We start from the raw sequence: 17,942 nt of genomic DNA on the forward strand, positions 1-17,942 counted from the left end.
GGTGGGTCAGGCGCTGGCGGGAGGCGGGTTGCGCAGCGGGCAGTCAGCGACGTGCTGCTCGAGTTCGGCGCGGATCACCTTCGGGATCTCCCTGCGCAGCTCGTCGAGCTTCTCGTCGCGGTCCTGGACAGCGGTGGCGAGATCCCTCGCCGCCTTGCGCGCAGCCCGGTCCGCGGCTGCCTCGAGGTCGGTGTCCGCCGTTGCGAGGTCGCGCATCCACCGTGCGAGGTGTGCGATGTGCCGGGCCATGCCCTTCACCTCGCCGCGGGTCGCGGTGAGCTCGTCGCGCAGGTTCGGGAACTCGGCCTCTGCGTGTTCGTTCTCCGTCTGCTGGCGTGACGCCTTCGCGTCCGCGCCGATCCGGTTCAGCTTCCTGTTCCCGAGGATCGCCACGACGATCAGGCCCGCCGTGGAGACGAGCTGGATGATGACGGCATCGCTCACGGCGCCACCTCGATGAGGCCGAAGATCCAGAAGTTCCCGGCCGCGTTCGCGAGAAGGGTCGGGTTGACGGGTGCGATGACGCGGTTCGCGTTGCGGGTGACGAACGCGCGGCAGTTCGCGTTCGGGGTCGTGACCTTCGTCCCGGCCCAGTCGAAGAACTCGACGTCCGTCGTCGTGCCCGACATCGACCCGAGTTGTGGCTGGTAGACCCCGCCGCGTCCCGCAACCGACCCGGCAGCGCCGGTGACGGTCTCGTGCGTGAGGGTGAGCGTGCCGGCGGACCAGGCGAGGCCGGTGAACACCCCGCCGAGCGACGTCCAGGCGCCCGCCGTCGCGTTGTAGCTGACGTAGTCGCTGACGGACTTCCCCATGCGCGAGACACGGATCGCCGCGGACGAGAGACCGACCGATGCGCCCGCGAGGTATCCCTCTTGGGCGAAGGTCTCGTCGGGCACTACGAGAAGCGCGGCGACCTTCGTGCCGGTGAACCCGTACCCGATCGTGATCGCGTCGGCGTTCGCGGACACGGACGCGATGTTCGTCGGCTGGTGCCCGGAGTCGTTGAGGACCGCCCACCCGGAGCCGTCGTTGCGGATCACCCCCGCCACGACCCGGTACAGGCGCCCGTCCGCGCCGCGCACCCGCCCCGAGTCCGCGTAACCCTTCGTCGCCGCGTCCGCCGCAGCGACGGGGTCAGCGAACTGCGTGCGCCCGTGATCGTTCCGGCGCACGAGCGTCGCCGCATCCGGCGTGGACACGCCCAGGCCGGGGGCGAGCACGGCCAGCAGGTCCGCGAGCGACTGCGACGTCTGGGACGCGGGTTTGCCGAGCTCGTCGGCGACGAGCCCGTCGAGGTCGACCTTCTGAACGAGCTCGTTCAGCGCTGCGGCGTCGATCGGCGTCCCGCCGCCGGGTCCGTCCTGCCAGACCTTCCCCATGTCAGCACCCCTTCGTCATCGTCGTGTCGGCCCGGGTCACCGCAGCGGCCACATGCAGCCGGCGATGGGCAGGAGGAACGACCCGGAGCCGGACAGGTTCCCGAACCCGGCCGCGGCCTGGATCACCCCGGTGGAGAGGAAGAGCGCGCCGGAGGTCCCGTTGTTCGTGAACGTCGTGCCGATCGGGCGGGTGGTGTTGCTGACAGGCCGGAATGGCGGGGGGACGATGCCGATGCTGCCCGTCGATCCGGTGCTCCGGGCGAAGCCACCGGTCGTGAAGGCCCAGTCTCCGACGCGGCTGACGCGCGCGGCCCAGCCCGTGTTCGGGCTCTCTCCGCCGATGACGTCCCACCCTGCGCCCGGGGTGATGACCGCGGACTCGGACGCGGCGGCGAGCGTGCGCCACGTCGTCCCGTCGGTCGTGTACTCGAGTTCGAGGAACGCGGCGGCGTCCTCGCGGTAGACGACGAGCGGGTCACGTGCGCTCGGGGCCGCGACTGCGGCGAGTGCGGCACGGCGGGTCGTGTTCTGCACGGGCACGATGCCCCCACGGCCACCGGTTCGGGGAGCGACTTGGGTGATCGCGGCGCTCTGGGTCGTGAGGTCGTCGGAGTCGAGGAGGCACTCGGCGATCACGGTCGCGCCGGCGGGGACGGCGAGGTACGGCTTGGACGGGGTGCCAGCCGCGGTGCCGGAGGTGACGCCGAGGGAGGCGGCGGAGTCGAGGTCACCGTTGTCGACGTCGTGGTGCAGCGCCCACACGAGGTCCCAGCGTGCTCCGGTTGCCGGGGCCGGAGCGCACGGCACGCTCGCCGCGGAGTCGTTGGCGGCGACGACGACGCCGTCGCCGGCGCCGCGCACGAAGGTGCACGCCCCGGCGCCGACCTGGTAGGCCCACCCGTCGGTGCCGACCACGGTCATGCCCGTGAGGACACCGCCGACGCTGAGGGGCGCCAGGAGCCCGGCGAGGGCGTTGCGGGCCTCGACGGGGGTCGTGCCGCGCACGTCGTCCTTGCGGACGAACATGCCGCGCTGCATCGTCATGGTGCCTCCTCGGGCAATCGTGCGCGGAGCAGCTCGTCGAGCTCGGCGCGCATGGTGTCGATCTGGGTCTGCTGGCGACGGATCACGGCGAGCAGTGCCGCGGAGAACCGGTCGTAGGAGAGGGCGTCGGGGTGGCCGTCGGCGTCGTACACGACGAGGTTCGTCAGGCCCGCGGCGTGGACCTCCTCGGCGATGAACCCGACGTACCGGTTCGAGGTGTCGGGGTCGCGCTCGACCTCGCCCCGGTCGCGCCAGGATCGCGGTCGCAGCGCGAGCACGGCGTCCGGGTCGGCGTCGTAGTCCTCGACGTCCTGCTTGTACTTCAGGGCCGAGGAGACGCGCAGGATGATGCCGTCAGGGTCGAGCGCGACGTTTGCGGCCGAGGAAGCGTTCGTCCACGGGACGCGCAGCCGTCCGGTCTCGGAGTAGATCCCGATCTCGCCCGCGCACGTGAGGCGCATGGGCGCCTCGATCCCAGTCCCGCTCGACTGCGCCGCGCGCAGCCACCACCTCTGCGAGCGCCCCCAGACGTCCTGGATCGGCGCGTCGGGCTGACCGATCTCGATCGTCCGGGCCCCGGTTTCGTCGGTCTTCGCCTTGAGCACGTCGGGGGCACCGTCGGACGCGGGCCCCTGGATGAGCAGTCCGACCCCGGCGAAGTCGCCGGTCCCGTCATGCACGAGAGGGCCGAACTGGGCCCCGAGCGATCCGTCGGGGTGGTAGCCCCGCATACGGCCGCCGGCGCGGACGCTCAACGAGCCGCCTGCGGTGATGTCGACGTCCCCGCCGGCGACGACGACGTCGCCGCCGCCCTCGACGCGCAGACCGCCGCCGTCGCGCACGGCGACGGACCCGCCACCGGTGATGTCGACGCCGCCGCCGTCGGCCACGGCGAGGGACCCGCCGCCCTCGACTGCGACGCCGCCGCCGTCACGGATCGTGACCGACCCGCCGTCCTTGACGACGAGGCCGCCGTCGGAGATCGCTGCGGACCCGAGAGTCTTGGCCCGCTCCTGGTCGGACAGCCGTCGCCGCTGGGACGCGAGCTCGGCCGCCAGGACGTCGAACCCGGCCCGGGGGGTCCGGTACTGCTGTGCTTCCCCGGGGGCGCTGTAGTCGTCGGCCACGTGCCCTCCTCACCTGTTCTCGGGGGTCGGGGCGCACGTGATCTCGACCCAGTCGCCCAGGTCGCCACCGACCGCGAGGATCCGCGTCCGGTAGTGCCCCTCGGGCAGCAGGCCCCGCAGGTACGGGTGATTCCCGGGGACGTAGATCCGCGCCCAGTCGCCGGGCTGGTACTGCCCGAGCAGCGGGTAGGCGTCGCGGCGCGCGGCGAACTTCCACGTCATCCACGGGCGGGCCGCGCGCGTCAGGTTGGCCTGTCCCCAGGAGCGCAGCGTCGCCCGGTCCGTCGCCGAGGACCGCGCCTCGGTCACCTCGAGGAGCGGGAAGCCGGCGTCCGTGAGCTCAGACGACGCGACGAGCTCGATCGGCATCGCCTGCTCCACGCCGTCCCCGGACGTCCACGCACGCGCCGCGAGCCCGCTCGCATCCCGGTCCACCGACAGGCCCGTCGTCGAACCCTGCGCGGCGGACGTGTCCCACGACCAGTCCGCGCCGGTTTGCGTCAGCATCGGGTCGCCGGTGAGCATGCGCCACCGGATCCCCAGTCGGTCGTCGGCGAGGTACGGGCGGAACGCGAGGTCCGGGCCGTCAAGCACGCCCTCGAGCTCGTCGAGGCGCTGCCCGAGGTTGCCCAGCTCGTACCCCGGGTAGGTGCGCTCGGCCGTGCCGGCGACGTCCGCCGGCAGGTCGAGCGGGAGGGACCCGCCGGCGTGCGCCATCGCGGCCTGGATGAGCCGCTTCGCGATCGTCGCGAGCGACAGACCCGACCAGGACAGCGACGACTCCGCCGGGTCCTCGCCCACGGCGAGGACCTTCATCACGACGCGGTGGTCCCACAGCGACCGCAGCCCGGCCGCGCGCACCGTCAGCACGCGCGTGTCGTCGTTGTACGAGTGCGACCAGATGGGACCGGCCTCGAGCACCCGGTCGCCCTCGACGGCGGCGAGGAAGCACCGTGCCGGGTCTAGGCCCGCGAGCCCGTCCGTGCGGTACTCCGACGACGGGGACGACGTGACCGTCGCCCGCACAGGGAACAGGTCCGCAGCCGGGAACAGGTCCAGCGCGGGGAACATGCCGTCCACGGACAGGAACGCCTTGCGGTACTCCTCGATCTCGAGCGGCGTGCTCGCCTCGACCACGCCCGCCGCGCGGTGCGTGATTGACCACTTCGCACCTGACGTCGGCACGGTCGCGAGCCGTCGGCCGGTGCGCAGCTCGCCGCAGATGATCTCGACCACGGCTCACCACCACGCCGACGACGACTCGACGGACACGCGAGCCCCGACCGACGCGCCCACGGGGAGGAACTGCACCTCGAGCTCCTCCCCGGGCGGGACCGCGAACCACTCGCGGCGCGTGAACAGGCCTGACCGGTCGGCGGTGCCGTTGAGGAGTGCGGTGCCGCGCGCAGGGTTCACGGTGAGCAGGTCGCCGGCGAACAAGCGTCCCTCCCACCGGATCCGTCGGCCGACCCCGACGGCGACGAGCTCGAACCCGTCCGCGGCAGGGCCCTCGACGTGGAAGATCGAGTAGGCGTCTGCGGTGCCACCGTTGGTCAGGCGGACCCGGCCGGTCTCGCCCCGTTCCCCGAACTCGAGGAACCCCGTGTCGACGCTGCCGTCGGTGAACAGGTCGAACTCGAGCCCGCCCACCAGCTCCGGGAACGACGCGCCCGCCACCTGCTCCGGCCCGTACCCCACTGGGTCCGGCGCGAACAGCTGCACGTCGATCCGTGCGAGGCCCGCGTTGTACGCCTCGTCCGTCACGACCCGCGCGCGCCGCACCTTCGCGTCCCACCGCACCGGTCCACGCCCTGGCATGTTCACCCACACCGGGACCGTGCTCTCCGACGGGACCAGGACCCGGCGTGCCGCCTCCACGGCCTCGTCGAAGCCGACCCCTACGGGCCGGTGCACCTGGAACCGGGCTGTCAGGAACCGGCCCTGCGCCCAGTCACGAGACCCGAACGTCCCGTGACCGTTCGGCCGCGGCACGTCCGCGCTCTGCATCGGGGGCAGCTCGTGGAACCCGTCGCGGTACGTCCACGAGAACGGTGTGCCGCGCCCGACGGGCAGGCCGTCGATCGTGGCGGACCACGGGTACGGCAGGACCGGTGCGGACGTCGTGACGGCCTTCACGCTCACGCGCCCCTCACCTTCCACGCCAGCTCCTCCGCGACCTCCTGGGCCGACGCGGAGCCTGCGTTGTACTGGTCGATCTGCACGTACGGCCCGCGCCGCTCCGGTGCCGGCACGGGCGCGGGCGCCTGGACCACGACCGGGGGCGGTGCGGGTGAGGCCACCGTCCCGACGAACCCTCCGTCGGCGTACCCGGCTAGCTGGCCGGCGTTGATCGCCTCGAGCAGGCCCGGGTTCTTCTGCGCCTCCTCCGTCTTGACGACGAACTCCCCGGGGGCGAGGAGCGCGGGCACGGAGTCGTACGGCGACGGCATCCCCGGCACCCACCCGCCGCCGGAGCGGCGGATCGAGTACGGGGACGAGGCCGGGTTGTAGGACGGGTCGTCGTCGACGCGGGCCTGGATGCGGATCGTCTTCTGCGAGGCGACACGGATGAACTCGTCGATGTCGGCTGCCGCGGCCGCGGTGTTGGCCGTGACGACGGTGTCGACCCGGTCCGGGATCAGCCCGTACTTGTCCGCCAGCGCCTGTGCAGCCTCACTGGTCAGGCCAAGTGCCGTCATCTGGTTGATGAACGCCGTGCGCGCGTTCTCGACCCGTCCACGCAGGTCGTCTTGCGACTCCCCGGCACCGGCCGCCGCGACGATCTGCTCGTCGAGCGACCCGACGACCGCCTGGATCTGGGCGTCGAGCTGCTGGCCGGCCAGTGTCGACGTGTCGACCATGCCGTTCATCTCGGACAGGGCCAGCTTCGACCCGTCCGCCGCGTACCCGACGCCCTCGATCCCCGTTGCGAGACGGGTCGTGGTGTCGTTCAGCTGCGCCTCCGCGAGCATCGGGATCGCGAGCTCGTTCAGTTTCGCCTGCGCCGGGTCGAGCCCGTTCTCGATGACGTTCGTCCGGATCGTGTCCGCGACGCCCTCGAGCTGGTCGTCCGTCGCCTTGAGGCCTGCGATCGCGCCGTCAGCCCACTCGCGGAAGCCCAGCGCCCCCTGGTCGCCCGGGGTCGCCTTGTCGACGGCCATCGCGATGTCCGCGAGGGCGTCGATCAGGTCCGCGGCCGGACCGCCGAGGAAGTCGCCGACGGCCTCCGTCGCGGACGCCGTCCCTTCGACGATGGCGCGACCGAAGTCGAGCGCCCCGTTCGCGGCGTCGAACAGGAACGTCAACACGGCGGTCCGGTTCTGGGTGACGAAGGTCGCGAACCCCTCGATCTGGGGGGAGAACGCGGTGGCGAGCGCGCCCTTGATGCCGTCGGCCGCGACCTCGATGTTCCGCTTCGCGGACTCGATCTTCCCGGCGCTGTTGTCGCCGAGCGTGTCGAGCGCGGACTGGGCGGCGCCCTCGACCTGGCCGAGCTTGTCGACCGCGGTCGTGACGTCGAGGTTGAGGATCGCGTCCCCGAGGTCCTCCCACTGCGTGCCGAAGAGCGCGACGCCGGCGGCGTTGCGCGCGACGGGGTCCTCCATGGCGCGCAGCCCGTCGAGGACCTGGTCCAGTCCCTCGCGGGCGCCCTCGCCGCCGGCGGCGATCTTCGCCGTCATCGCCTCGGCGTTCAGGCCGATGGCCTGAAACCCGGCGGCGGACGCCTCCGAGGCGTCGGTCGCCCGGATCTGGAACTCCTTGAGCGCGTCCGCGACGAGGTCGCTGTTGCGTGCGCCGCCCTCGAGGCCCTGGTTGATGAGCCCGAGCGCGGTCTGTCCGTCGAGCCCGAGCCGCTGGAACAGGGCCGGGTACTCGGTGAACGTGTCGAGCAGGTCCTCGGACGCGTTCGCGCCGGTCTGCGCGCCCCGCACGAGCACGTCGAACGCGGCCTGCGCGTCCTGGGCGACCCCGGTGCGCAGCATGACGCCGACCGTGCGCGCGGTCGCGCCGACGTCCTCCTCGAGAACGTCCGCGACCCCGGTCAGGGACTGGATGACCTGCTGCGCGTCGCGGCGGGTCGCGTTCGGGTCGAGCAGCCCAGCCTGGATCGCGGTCCGCGCGACGTCGATGTTCGACGCGATGGACTCGCCGAAGTTGTTCGCGTACGCCTCACCGGCCGCGCGCCCGATCTTCGCCGTCGTCGCGACGTCCAGCCCGGTCTGGGCGGCGAACCGGTCCTCCCGGACCTCGTTCTCCAGCCCGGACATGAGGGCCTCACCGATCGCGGCACCGATCCCGACGATCGCGCCCGCCACGGGGATCGTGGCGAGCGCGGCGATGATCTTCCCCGACAGCCGCCCGCCCGCCTCGGCGCCGGCCTTGTCGCCTTCGCCGGGCAGGTCCCCGATCGCGTCCTCGGCCTCGGACGTGTCCGCGTCGACGACCATCTCGGCGCGCGCACCACGCAGCTCGTCGAGCGCGGACCCCGCCCGGTCGAGCGCGGCCCGGGCCTTGGAGATGTCCGCGTCGACCTCAGGGGTCGGGTCCATCGCCTCGAGCGCGTCGAGGTCGGCCTCGATCCGGGCGAGGTTCTGCTCGGCCTTCCCGATCGCGGCGTCGACCTGCGCGACGGTGTCCGCGTCGACGATCCGCTCGAGCCGGTTCTCGACCTGCTCGACCTTCCGCTCCGCGGTCGCCGTGTCGGCGTCCACGTGCACGGTCGGGTCGAGCTTGTCAAGCTGGTTCGCGAGCTTCTCGACCTCGCCGTACTTCTTCGTGAACGCACGGTCGTCGAGCTCGACGGTCGCGCGCAGCGGTCCGAGGTCGAGAACGGTCACGGGTCACCTCCGTCGTGGTGCCAGGGCGCGGGCGGTGCGCGAGTCCGTCGAGAGCAGGCCCCGGATCCGGGTCCGCAGCCACCGCCACGACCGCGCGCCCATCAGGGCGGGGTCGTCGACGTCGATGCCGCGGTCTTGCAGGTCGGCTTCGACGAGGCCCCACAGGTCGAGCAGGCGACCCCAGGTCACCCGTTCGCCGGTGGCTTCGATCCGCGCTTGCTGCTCCGGCGGGACCTCGTACCACTCGAAGAGGCCCGTGACCGGGTCGTACTCGCCGCGCCCGTACTGGTCGATGTCGACGGCAGCGGACGCGTCAGGGCTTTTCCCAGCGGGGCCGCCCAGTACGCGCGGGCGGCCTGCTCGCCGGCGACGACCCACAGGTACGCGGTGAAACCGGCGTGGTTCAGCACGTCGACGGACACGCCGTCGGCGAGCATCTCGTCGTGCACCGGGCCGAGCGCGTCCTGCTCTAGCGTCGTCGCGCCGTCGTCGTCGGTCAGGAGCTGCAGGTACCGCGACTTCGGAGTGGCGCCGGCGCGGCGTGCGTGCGTGACGGCCCAGGACGCCTGCAGTCGGAGCCCGACCAGCGCGGGCGGGGAAGGCACGCGGTAGACCTTCCCCGCCACGGGCAGGTCGAGGGTCGGTGACAGCAGGTCGCCGAGGTCCTCGAGCTCAGGCATCAGGCGCCGCGCGTGTACGACAGCGGGGCCGAGGCGCCGACGCCGTTCGTGACGACGATGTTCGCGGGCCCGGCCGACCCAGCGGGCACGGTCGCGACGATCGTCGAGTTGTCGACGACGGTGTACGTCGTCGCGTTCGCGGCGCCGAACTTCACGCCCGCGGCACCGGCCACGCCAGTGAATCCGGCGCCCTTGATCGTGACCTGCGACCCGGCGGCCGCGCCCGAGGGGAGCGCGGTCGTCAGGACGGGCACGGTGGTCGCGGCCGTCGGGTTCGCGATCTTCTCCGGCTTGCCCTGCACGAGCAGGGTGACGTTCACGGCCTGGAGGCCCTCGACGCCGCCGCCCTGCGGGGCCCACTGCACGAGCGCGTACCCCTCCCACGCCTGCCCGCCGGCCTTGCGCTCGTACCAGCGGATGTGCGCGAGCTCGAGGTCCTCCGAGCACTGGCGCAGCTTCTCCTGGCCCGGGTCGTACGCGCCCGTGGTCGGGTTCTCCTTGCGCAGGAGCGTCGCGGTGGGCTGGGCCTTGCGGAGCGTGACGGCGTCCGAGCCCCACCCCTCGGCGTCGTAGTCCGAGGAGTCCTGCACGGTGGAGTTGATGCCGGGCACGAAGTTCTGGGTCGCGCGGACCTGCGCCCAGTTGGGGGTCTCCGTGGCGGCCAGGTCGACGTCCAGGCGCCAGATGCTGTTGACGGTCGGGTTGAGGGTCTCGGCGGTCATGGGGGTGTCCTTCCGGGTGCGTCGGTCAGTCGGTGACGTGCGCGGAGGGGTGCGCCGTCGTCAGGTAGTAGTTCGACGTGGTCTCGTGCCGGCGGTTCGCGTCGGGCCCGAGATGTGCGGCGCTGGCGCGTCGCGTGTGAGCGACGAGGACGCCGCCCAGGCGCAGGTTCTCCACCCCGTGGAGGACGGCGTACACGGCGTCGTCGAGGTCGCTCGGGGAGGTGGGGGAGCTGCGGGCGCCGCGGCACCGCACCTGCACGCCCTGCACGACGTCGGACAGGCCCGACCCGGACACCGGGTACGCGGTGAGCACGACGACGCGGTCCGGGTCGGCCGGCATCGCGCCGAGGACGACACCGACCTCGGCTTGCGTGTACGCGGGCCCGGACGGCCTCCAGGCGAGGTCGGGCACGACGGCGGCGAGGTGCTGGGCGAGCCCGACGAGCAGGTCGGTGGTCCATCCCACGGGTGCCTCCTCAGGTGAGCGCGCCGCGGATCGCCTGCGCGATCAGCTGCTTCGCGGTGTCGGCGTCGTCGGCCTTCGCGGTCTCGAGGTACTTCGCCTGCCGGCCGTCGTCGTGCCGCCAGTCGAGTTCCTCGTGCTGGCGCACTGCGTATGGGGTGTTGAAGCTGATCCCCACGACGACGCCGTCTCCGGTCTCGTGGGGCGCGGACACGGCTCCGGTGCGCTCGAGCGTGCCCTCCTCGTGGGGGACACGCTGGCGCGCGGTCGTGAGGACCTGCTCGGCGGCGAGGACAGCGCCACGGGTCTCTCCGGTGCGGAGCTTCGCGGTGATCTGGGCGAGGGGGAGGATCGGCACGGCGTCTACCCCCTTGTGACGGATCGTCGGGTGCGTTTCCGCAGGTGGTGACGCGTGACAGGTTCTGCGGGGTTCGAGCGCCATGGGCGCGTGCGTGCGCATGCGCGTGCGCGCGTATAGGGGGAACCCGAGAAAACGTGTCACACCTGTCACAACGTGTCATGACCTGCGGAAACACCGTCGCTCGATGTGTCACGGACCCGTCACTGACGTGTCACTCGACCGCCCACTCGACGTGGTCGGGGAGGTCCAGAGGACCGGACGTTCGCCGCGCTTCGGCGAGCACGATCGCGGTCCGGCCGGACGGCAGCGTGAGCAGCGACCCCGGGGGAGCGGCCGGCGCGGTCGTGCGCGCGTACACGGTCGCGGACGACACGACCTGCGCCCCGGTCCGATCACGCACCATGCGCGTCGTCTCGTCCACCAGGCACGGCACGCCCGCGACCGGGGGCCCGTGGACATCGCCCATACCGCCCGACCCGATCAGCGGGACGACGGTGACGGTGTGCACGAGGAAGTCGTCGAACTCGTCCGCGGTGCTCACCCCGTCACCCGCACCCGGGTGTCCAGGCCCGCGGTCGTGAGGATCAGCGCCGCGGCGTCCGAGAGGCCCGTCGCGAGCCGTGCACGAGTGGCGACGGCGCCCTCCACGCCGACGTACGACACCGACGCGGGCCCGAAGCTCTTCGACGCGGCCACGCGCCCCGACGACGTCGCAGCGTCCGCGCCCGCGGTCGCCGGGTCGATGCCGAGCGCGATCCACGTCGTCACCTGCGAGCACGTCGCGTCCCGGAACGCGGCCCGGACCACCGGGTCGAGGGGGTATCCGTCTGCGTCGGTGCGGTAGACGGCCGAGCGGGTCGCGCCGAGGACGAGCAGCGACGCCGCGGCGAGCAGCTGGTCGACGTTCGCGGGCAGGGTCGACAGCGACCATGGTGGGTCGACGAGGTCGGCGCTGGTGGCGTAGATGAGCACGAGGCACCTCCTGGGGGTGTGGTGGGCGCGCAGGACGCGTTCATGGCAGGGCCGGAGGCACCCGGCGTCGGCGGCCCCGAACGGCCTTCACGGTCGTAGCACGGTGCGGGTGGCCGTCGCCGGGCCCGTGTTGACGCACCCACCACGGGTACGTGGGGTGCTGGACGGGGGCGACAGCGAGCCCCCGCCCAGCACGATCAGGCTCCGGTGACCGTGATCGTTGCGGACGCCGTCGAGCCGTCCGACAGCGTCGCGGTGATCGTCGCGGTCCCCGCGGCGACGCCGGTCACGACGCCGGACCCGTTCACGGTCGCGACGGCGACGCTGGACGACGCCCACGACGTGACCGTCGAGTCCGGGCCGCCTGCCGCGGCGAGCGCCCGCGTGGCACCGACGGCGACACTCGCCGTGGCCGGCGCGACCGTCGTCGTGCCGGTCGTGTCCTGCCACGCCTGCGCGTGCGCCGTCTCCTGCGCGGACTGCGTCGCAGCGACGGACGACACCTCGGCCGGCCGGACCGGCCGCACACCCTGCGAGGCGTGGAGCTCCGGGGAGACCACCGTCGGGCCGTGCGGGTTCCCGACCTCGCCCGGCTCGCCCGCGTTCGTGGGCGGGAGGAAGTCGTCCGGGCGAGGGTCGACGGCCGCGTCACGCAGGCGCGTGCCGATCTGGACGTCGTTGACGTCGCGGGGGTCGACGATGCTCACTTCGCCTCACCCCCGGTCGGCGTGCCCTCGATGCCCTCGAGCAGGGTCGGCCGGTTCTTGCCGGCCTTCTCGGCCCCGACGACGCGCTGGAGCTCCGCGTCGCGCTTCTCGGGGTCGCTGGCGTCGAGCCCGTCGAGGTACGCCCGGACGTCGTCAACGCTGTGCTGCCCCGGGTCGAACTGGTCCGACGGGCCGGGGTCCTTGGCCGGCACGACGACGGCAACGATGTCCGCCTTCGTCTTCGCCCCACCGAGGTCGACGTCGTGCGCCTTCGCCCACGCCGTCAGCTGCGGGACCGTCCAGGACTCGGTCGGAGCACCCTGCGGTACCTCGGTCTCGACCTCGACCTTGTAGCCGCGGCCCTCGAGGTACGCGAGCAGCCCAGCCGGGAGCTTCTCGGACGTCTCGGCGACGCCGTCGCGGAACTCGAGGGTGACCGGCCCGAACGTGGACCGGTCCGTGTGCCCCTGGATGGGGCTCGTGATCTTCGTGGTCATGATCGTCCTTCCCGTGCATCGGAGCGCGGGCCCGGGGCGTGCCGGGCCCGCGCTGGTCCGGGGACCGTCAGGCCGCGACCTTGACGTTCCGCGCGACGGCGGCCGCCTTGGTCTTCTTGAGCGCGACCGCGACCGGGCCCATCTCGACCTCACCGGTCTTGACGGCGCCGGCCTTCGTGAAGTCCGGCAGCCACGTCTGCACGAGCGGCGCACCGGCCATGGAGACGCCGTGGAACGCGTCGAGGCCGAACCGGACCGCGTACAGCTCGGTCAGGCCGCCCGAGCGGATCGGGATGACGTCGGCGTTCGACCCGGCGCGCTTGCCGGCGTCGATGAGGCGGATCGTGCCGTACGAGCGCAGGCGCGTCTCGCGCGGGCCGACCTGCTCGACGTACATGTTCGCTCGGCGGGCCGCGGACGCGATCTTCGCGATCGCGCGCTTGTTCGTCAGGATCGCACCGGCCTCGCCGTCGAGCAGGCCGAGGACGTCGTCGACGGCCTCGAGCAGCGCGAACGAGTTGTCCTCGTTCATCGTGCCCGACCAGTCGATCGCGGTGGTGACCTCGGTCGTGGACCCGGCGAGGGCCTTGGACAGGCCGTCGAACGAGTCCTCGTCCGCCGAGCTGTCGCCGTTGATGACGGCGTTGCCGAACTCGGCCTGCGTCGCGCGGATCTTGTCGCTCATCTGAAGCGCGACCTCACCGGACGCGGCCGGGCCGATGCGGCCCAGGACACGGTCGATCTGGAACGACCCGCCGAGCGGCTTGAGGTCCACGCTGTGCTTCGTGGTCGTGGACTCGGTGGGCGCGTACTCGGCGTTGATCGCGCGGAACGCGGCCGTGCCGAGCGACGCCTTGCGCCGGTACGTGTGGGTGAGGGTCCCGCCGCCGCCGACGGGGTTGACCACGTCGGCGAAGGTGATCAGGTCGAGGATCTCGTTGGTGCGGAACTCGTCGATGACGCTGACGTCGACGTCGTCGACGGCGTTCTGCTGCGCCTGGGCGAGGGTGACGGGCATGAGGGTGCTCCTTGGGTTCAGGCCGTGCCGTAGTGGCCGGCGACGGCGTCAGCGAGCGGCTTGGGTGTGCGGGTGCGCGCCTCGCCGGACCCGCCGGCGTGGTCGACGCTGCTCGCCCCGGCCGCCTGGGCCGCGAGGAGCTTGGGGTTGTCGGTGACCGCCTGCTTGATGGCGGCCGTGACCTTCTCGCCGAAGTCGTTGGCGGTGGGGTCGAGGTCCACGACCTTCGCCAGGAAGGCGCGGGAGTCGAGGAGGGCCGACGGGTCGGCCCTGTGGGTGGAGGCGGCGCGGTGCACGGCGAGCTCGACCTGCGCGGCGCGCGCGGCGTGCTGGGCGGCCTGGACCTGCGCGGTGAGCTCTTCCGGCTTCGGCGCCTGCTCGCCGTCCTTGACGAGGCCGAGGGCCTTGCCGAGCTCCTGCACGAGCGCGGTGCGCGCCTCGTCGGCGGCCTGCGCCTTCGCGTTCGTCCGGGCGGACCCGTTCTCGCGGCGCAGGTCGGCGATCATGCCCTTGAGGACGGCGGGGTCGTCGGGCAGGTTGTCCCCGCCCGGACCGGCCGCGTCGGCCGTCGTCGCGGCGGCGCTGGCCGCGCTGCGGCCGTTCTGAGCGCCGTTCCCGGCGGCCGTGGCCGTCTGGTCGCCCTGACCGCTGTTCGCGCCCTGGTCGCCCGCCGTGGCGCCGTCGCCAGTGCCGCCCGCGGGCGCTCCCGGGGTGCCCGCGGCGCCCGCGTCCGCGGTCATGAAGCGCAGGCGCTCGAACCGGGCCGGCATGCCGGGCGTGCGGGACAGGATGGGGTGGACGTGCTGTGCCTTCGTGGACATGACTGGGCCTCCTGGGTCCTGGTCGTGTGGGTGGATGCCGCTACGGTTCGCGGCGTACCGGCGCGCACCCGGCGCGACGGAAGCTAAGGAGGGCGCGATGGCGCAGCAGCACTACTACGAGGTCGAGACGGATGCGTCTGACCTGCTGATCCCTAGCGATTACAACCGCTGGGATGAGAGCAGCGCCTCCGGTCGAGGAGAGATCGTTGTGGGCCTCCCCAACGGCGAGTCTCACTGGATCTTTGGCTCCCGAATGATGGAGCGTGGGGTGGGCTTCCACGTTGCCGACAACGGGATCCTGTTCATCCGTGTGAATGGCAACGGAAAGGTGTTGCGCCGCTATGGCGCGTGGGTGTGGGTGGACGGCACGGAGTACGTCAAGAGGAAGATCCAGCAGGACTAACGGGCGCGGCCGACCTGCTCCCGAGCCGTCTGCCGCTTCAACGCCGGATGCTCCGCGAGGTGCTCGCGCATCGCGCCCTGCCACTCCCGGACCTTCGTCCGCGCGCGGGCTGCGGCCTCGTCGTCCAGGGCCGCGGCCTCGCGCAGCTTCCACTTCCGGATCCCGCGCTCGATCGCGCGCTGCCGCTGCTGATCCTCGTACCCAGCCCGCTCGCTCCTCGCCGCAGGGACGCGCGTCGCGCCGGGCAGGTACGCGGACAGGGAGTGCCGGCAGTTCGGGTGCTGGAACCCCGCCGCGCGCGCCTCGTCCACCGTCCCCGCGACCCGCACGGACACCGTGCCGTCGCCGGTCGAGGACGGGACGTCGACGGCGCCGGTGACGCCGCCCGTGATCGACAGAACCTTGCCCTCCCACGGGCGGCACAGCGGGCACTCGCGCGGCGCGTCCGATACGACGACGAGGTCGACGCCGGCGGCGACGAGCTGCGTCGTGTGCCCGTCCACCGCGGCCTTCCCCGCCCCGGTGCGCACGGCCATCTCGACGTACGACTCCACCGCCCAGCGGCGCCCCGACCGGTCCCGGAACGTTCCGACCCCGCGCTCGGTCAGCCGGTCCAGGACCTGTTGTGCCGCCTCGCGCCGGGTCTGTGTCCCGAGCAGCACGGTTGCTGACGCGTCCGCGACGGTGCGCTGGTAGACGTCCTGGGCGGCGCGGAGGATGCGCGGCGCCCACGGCCCGACGCGCTGCACGGTCTCGGCGGCGATCGACTCCACCGCACGCAGCGTCGCCGGCGGCATCACGACTTCGAGCCCGAGCGCGTCCAGGTCGCGCACGGCGAGCGCGCGCCCGGCCGTGTACGCCTGCCCGATCACCTGCCCGACGACGGTCGCGGCCTGCTCGTCGAGGCTCGCGAGGTCGCGCGCGATCTGCGCGCGCACCCACTCCAGCTCGGCGAGACGCGACGTCGCCCACGTCGGCTCGTCGACGCCGCGAGCGAGCGCGGACGCGAGCCGGCGCAGCACGGCGAGCTCCGCCTCGGCGAACAGCTCGGCGACGCGGCGCGCGAGGCGCTCACCGAACCCGGGGTCGATCGGCACGCGAACCAGCCTCCCAGGTCAGACCCACCGGCCTACGCCTGCTCGAGCGCGGCGGCGTCGCCCTCCGGCAGGCGCAGCGACGTCGGCACCGCGCCCGTGAACCGCAGACCGGTCAACCCGGCCTGCTGCGCGGCGTCGAGGGGGTCTACGCCGGCGCGGATCAGGACGCCCATCGCGTCGGCCTGAGCCTTGACCGCCGCCGGATCCGTCGCCCGCGCGTCGGGCGGGACGTCGTCGGGGTCGGCGAGGACCTCGCCGGCGTCCTCGCGCAGGATCGCTGCGACCTCGTCCGACACCTGCTGCTCGGTCCAGTCCGGGTGCACCATCTGCACCCGGGTCGCCGTCGACGCCGCACGCGCGACGTACAGCGCCTGCCCGGTCTGCGCGAGCGTGATGATCGCGTCCTGCACCGTGTCCCCGAAGTCCACCGTCACCTCGCCCGGCTCGAGGCCCGGCGTCGAGAACACGGCCCGGTCGATCGTCAGCATCTTCTGCGCCAGACGCGCGACCGCGGGCCGCTCGTTGCGGATCTTCCGGTCCCGCGTCAGGTACGACCGCCGCTCGCGCGAGTGCACCTCCGTCGCGGTCATCTGCCCTCCGTCAGTGCGCTCCGCGAACGTCTGCGTCGAGTACCCCGCGCCCTGCACCGCCCGCAGCGCGATGTCCTCGCACGCGCGCAGGTGCTCCTCAACCCGGATCTCGAACTGCTGCGGCGTGATGTCCAGGTGCCCGTCCTCCGGCGGTGCGGCCTTCACAGCCTCGTACACCTCACGGTCCAGGTCGAACGACGCACCCGTGCCGGGCGCACCTGCCTCGAGCATGTACGACGGCACGATGATGCGGGCCTTCGCGAGCCGGATGTCGCGCATCAGCGACGAGTACGTCTCGTCGAGCGCGTCCATGAGCTGCTCGACGCCGTCGAAGTCGGACCGCCCGAGGTTGTGCCCGACCGGGTCCTGGCGCCACCGCCGCTGCGGCAGCTGGTTCGGGATGTACTCCACGCACAGGCCCGGCGTGCGGCCGGCCACGAGCGCGCCCTGGTCGTCGACCTGAGCCGCTAGCGTCTCAGTCGACGGGTGCTCGGCGAGCGGGACGGGCCGCCCGAGGTTCGTGGCCGTGCCCTCGTACAGGGCGTGGAGCACGAGACCGTTCCCCTCGCGGTCGAGCTCGTGCCGCTCGACGTGCCGGCGCACGATCTGCCCCTGCTCGTCGACGACGCGCCAGAACGTGACCGCGACGAGCCGGCCCCACCGAAACTCGGGCCACGCCGCGTCCGCGTCGACCGTCACCAGGAACGGCTTGCTCGACGCGGCAACGTCCCACGTGACGCGCTGGTACCGGCCGCCGAGCGCGGCACCGACCTCCGCACCGGTGGCGAGCACGGAGTGGAAGCCGTCGTCGACGTACGCGTTGAGCCGCTCCTGCGTCACCGACGCCTTCTCGCCCGACGTGCGCGCCACCTTGTCGGCCAGGAGCAGCGTGGGCGGCTCGGCGTACAGCAGGTCCGCGGACCCGCGAGCGATGTCGGCGGCGAGCGGGATGTGCAGTTGTCCGCGCTGCCCGACGGTCAGGTCCCCGACGGGCCGGCCCCACCAGGTGCGCGCGGCCCAGCCGACGACGCCGCCGCGGTACTGCGACGGCCGGTCGAGCTGCTGCCGCTGCCCGTCGTGCTGGTATGCGCCCCGCAGCGCGGCCGGGGTGCCCTCGTACCAGGCGGACCACTGGCCCAGGACCGGCGTGATGTCGGCGAGGGCCTTCGGGGGCCAGGCCTGGCCGGGCGTGGGCAGCGGCACGACGTACCTCCTACTTT

21 protein-coding genes are annotated in these 17,942 nt (G+C 72.8%); 1 reads left to right on the forward strand and 20 read right to left on the reverse strand.

Features of this window, described 5'->3' with window-relative positions; all coding sequences use genetic code 11:
• Positions 1-6: 6 nt before the first annotated feature.
• The 18 genes from BJP59_RS04795 to BJP59_RS04880 form a co-directional block, all read right to left on the reverse strand.
• Positions 7-444 carry a hypothetical protein gene (locus BJP59_RS04795; RefSeq protein WP_194522333.1) on the reverse strand — a complete coding sequence of 146 codons (438 nt, stop codon included), beginning with the start codon at positions 442-444 and terminating at the stop codon, positions 7-9.
• Positions 441-1,382, reverse strand: coding sequence for a hypothetical protein (locus BJP59_RS04800; RefSeq protein ID WP_194522334.1), 942 nt, complete (start codon positions 1,380-1,382; stop codon positions 441-443). Before BJP59_RS04800 ends, BJP59_RS04795 begins: the two co-directional genes overlap by 4 nt.
• A 36-nt stretch (positions 1,383-1,418) precedes the next feature.
• On the reverse strand, positions 1,419-2,426 hold the full coding sequence (locus tag BJP59_RS04805; RefSeq protein WP_194522335.1) for a hypothetical protein: 1,008 nt from the start codon (positions 2,424-2,426) through the stop codon (positions 1,419-1,421).
• A complete protein-coding gene (locus BJP59_RS04810) occupies positions 2,423-3,553 on the reverse strand; it encodes a tail fiber domain-containing protein (RefSeq protein WP_194522336.1) in 1,131 nt (376 codons plus the stop codon). Before BJP59_RS04810 ends, BJP59_RS04805 begins: the two co-directional genes overlap by 4 nt.
• Positions 3,554-3,562: 9 nt before the next feature.
• Positions 3,563-4,789, reverse strand: a complete 1,227-nt coding sequence (locus BJP59_RS04815) for a hypothetical protein (protein WP_194522337.1) — start codon at positions 4,787-4,789, stop codon at positions 3,563-3,565.
• Between the two features lie 3 nt (positions 4,790-4,792).
• Positions 4,793-5,695 (reverse strand): phage tail family protein, encoded by a 903-nt coding sequence (locus tag BJP59_RS04820; protein ID WP_194522338.1) that lies wholly within the window; start codon positions 5,693-5,695, stop codon positions 4,793-4,795.
• Entirely contained in the window at positions 5,692-8,391 is a 2,700-nt protein-coding gene (locus BJP59_RS04825) for a phage tail tape measure protein (RefSeq protein WP_194522339.1), read from the reverse strand. Before BJP59_RS04825 ends, BJP59_RS04820 begins: the two co-directional genes overlap by 4 nt.
• Before the next feature lie 3 nt (positions 8,392-8,394).
• Positions 8,395-8,580 (reverse strand): hypothetical protein, encoded by a 186-nt coding sequence (locus BJP59_RS04830; RefSeq protein ID WP_108048118.1) that lies wholly within the window; start codon positions 8,578-8,580, stop codon positions 8,395-8,397.
• On the reverse strand, positions 8,577-9,071 hold the full coding sequence (locus tag BJP59_RS04835; RefSeq protein WP_194522340.1) for a DUF7426 family protein: 495 nt from the start codon (positions 9,069-9,071) through the stop codon (positions 8,577-8,579). The genes BJP59_RS04830 and BJP59_RS04835 overlap by 4 nt, the downstream gene beginning before the upstream one ends.
• Positions 9,071-9,793, reverse strand: a complete 723-nt coding sequence (locus tag BJP59_RS04840) for a phage tail tube protein (RefSeq protein ID WP_194522341.1) — start codon at positions 9,791-9,793, stop codon at positions 9,071-9,073. The genes BJP59_RS04835 and BJP59_RS04840 overlap by 1 nt, the downstream gene beginning before the upstream one ends.
• Before the next feature lie 25 nt (positions 9,794-9,818).
• Entirely contained in the window at positions 9,819-10,259 is a 441-nt protein-coding gene (locus BJP59_RS04845) for a minor capsid protein (RefSeq protein WP_194522342.1), read from the reverse strand.
• 10 nt (positions 10,260-10,269) lie between these two features.
• Positions 10,270-10,614 carry a hypothetical protein gene (locus BJP59_RS04850; protein WP_194522343.1) on the reverse strand — a complete coding sequence of 115 codons (345 nt, stop codon included), beginning with the start codon at positions 10,612-10,614 and terminating at the stop codon, positions 10,270-10,272.
• A 214-nt stretch (positions 10,615-10,828) separates the two neighbouring features.
• Positions 10,829-11,158 carry a hypothetical protein gene (locus BJP59_RS04855; protein ID WP_194522344.1) on the reverse strand — a complete coding sequence of 110 codons (330 nt, stop codon included), beginning with the start codon at positions 11,156-11,158 and terminating at the stop codon, positions 10,829-10,831.
• A complete protein-coding gene (locus tag BJP59_RS04860) occupies positions 11,155-11,589 on the reverse strand; it encodes a hypothetical protein (protein ID WP_194522345.1) in 435 nt (144 codons plus the stop codon). Before BJP59_RS04860 ends, BJP59_RS04855 begins: the two co-directional genes overlap by 4 nt.
• Before the next feature lie 197 nt (positions 11,590-11,786).
• Positions 11,787-12,296, reverse strand: a complete 510-nt coding sequence (locus BJP59_RS04865) for an Ig-like domain-containing protein (protein WP_194522346.1) — start codon at positions 12,294-12,296, stop codon at positions 11,787-11,789.
• Positions 12,293-12,793, reverse strand: coding sequence for a hypothetical protein (locus BJP59_RS04870; RefSeq protein WP_194522347.1), 501 nt, complete (start codon positions 12,791-12,793; stop codon positions 12,293-12,295). Before BJP59_RS04870 ends, BJP59_RS04865 begins: the two co-directional genes overlap by 4 nt.
• Positions 12,794-12,860: 67 nt before the next feature.
• On the reverse strand, positions 12,861-13,811 hold the full coding sequence (locus BJP59_RS04875; RefSeq protein ID WP_194522348.1) for a major capsid protein: 951 nt from the start codon (positions 13,809-13,811) through the stop codon (positions 12,861-12,863).
• A gap of 17 nt (positions 13,812-13,828) precedes the next feature.
• Positions 13,829-14,632 (reverse strand): hypothetical protein, encoded by an 804-nt coding sequence (locus BJP59_RS04880; RefSeq protein WP_194522349.1) that lies wholly within the window; start codon positions 14,630-14,632, stop codon positions 13,829-13,831.
• Positions 14,633-14,729: 97 nt separating this feature from the next.
• On the opposite strand from BJP59_RS04880, the gene BJP59_RS04885 reads away from it, so the two are divergent.
• Positions 14,730-15,035 (forward strand): hypothetical protein, encoded by a 306-nt coding sequence (locus BJP59_RS04885; RefSeq protein WP_194522350.1) that lies wholly within the window; start codon positions 14,730-14,732, stop codon positions 15,033-15,035.
• On the opposite strand, the gene BJP59_RS04890 is transcribed toward BJP59_RS04885, so the two are convergent.
• On the reverse strand, positions 15,032-16,132 hold the full coding sequence (locus BJP59_RS04890; RefSeq protein ID WP_194522351.1) for a phage minor capsid protein: 1,101 nt from the start codon (positions 16,130-16,132) through the stop codon (positions 15,032-15,034). The genes BJP59_RS04885 and BJP59_RS04890 overlap by 4 nt on opposite strands.
• A gap of 32 nt (positions 16,133-16,164) precedes the next feature.
• Positions 16,165-17,925 carry a phage portal protein gene (locus BJP59_RS04895; RefSeq protein WP_194522352.1) on the reverse strand — a complete coding sequence of 587 codons (1,761 nt, stop codon included), beginning with the start codon at positions 17,923-17,925 and terminating at the stop codon, positions 16,165-16,167.
• Between the last annotated feature and the right edge of the window lie 17 nt (positions 17,926-17,942).

Origin of the sequence: Cellulosimicrobium sp. JZ28 (genome assembly GCF_015327065.1) — a bacterium.
Classification (GTDB): domain Bacteria; phylum Actinomycetota; class Actinomycetes; order Actinomycetales; family Cellulomonadaceae; genus Cellulosimicrobium; species Cellulosimicrobium funkei.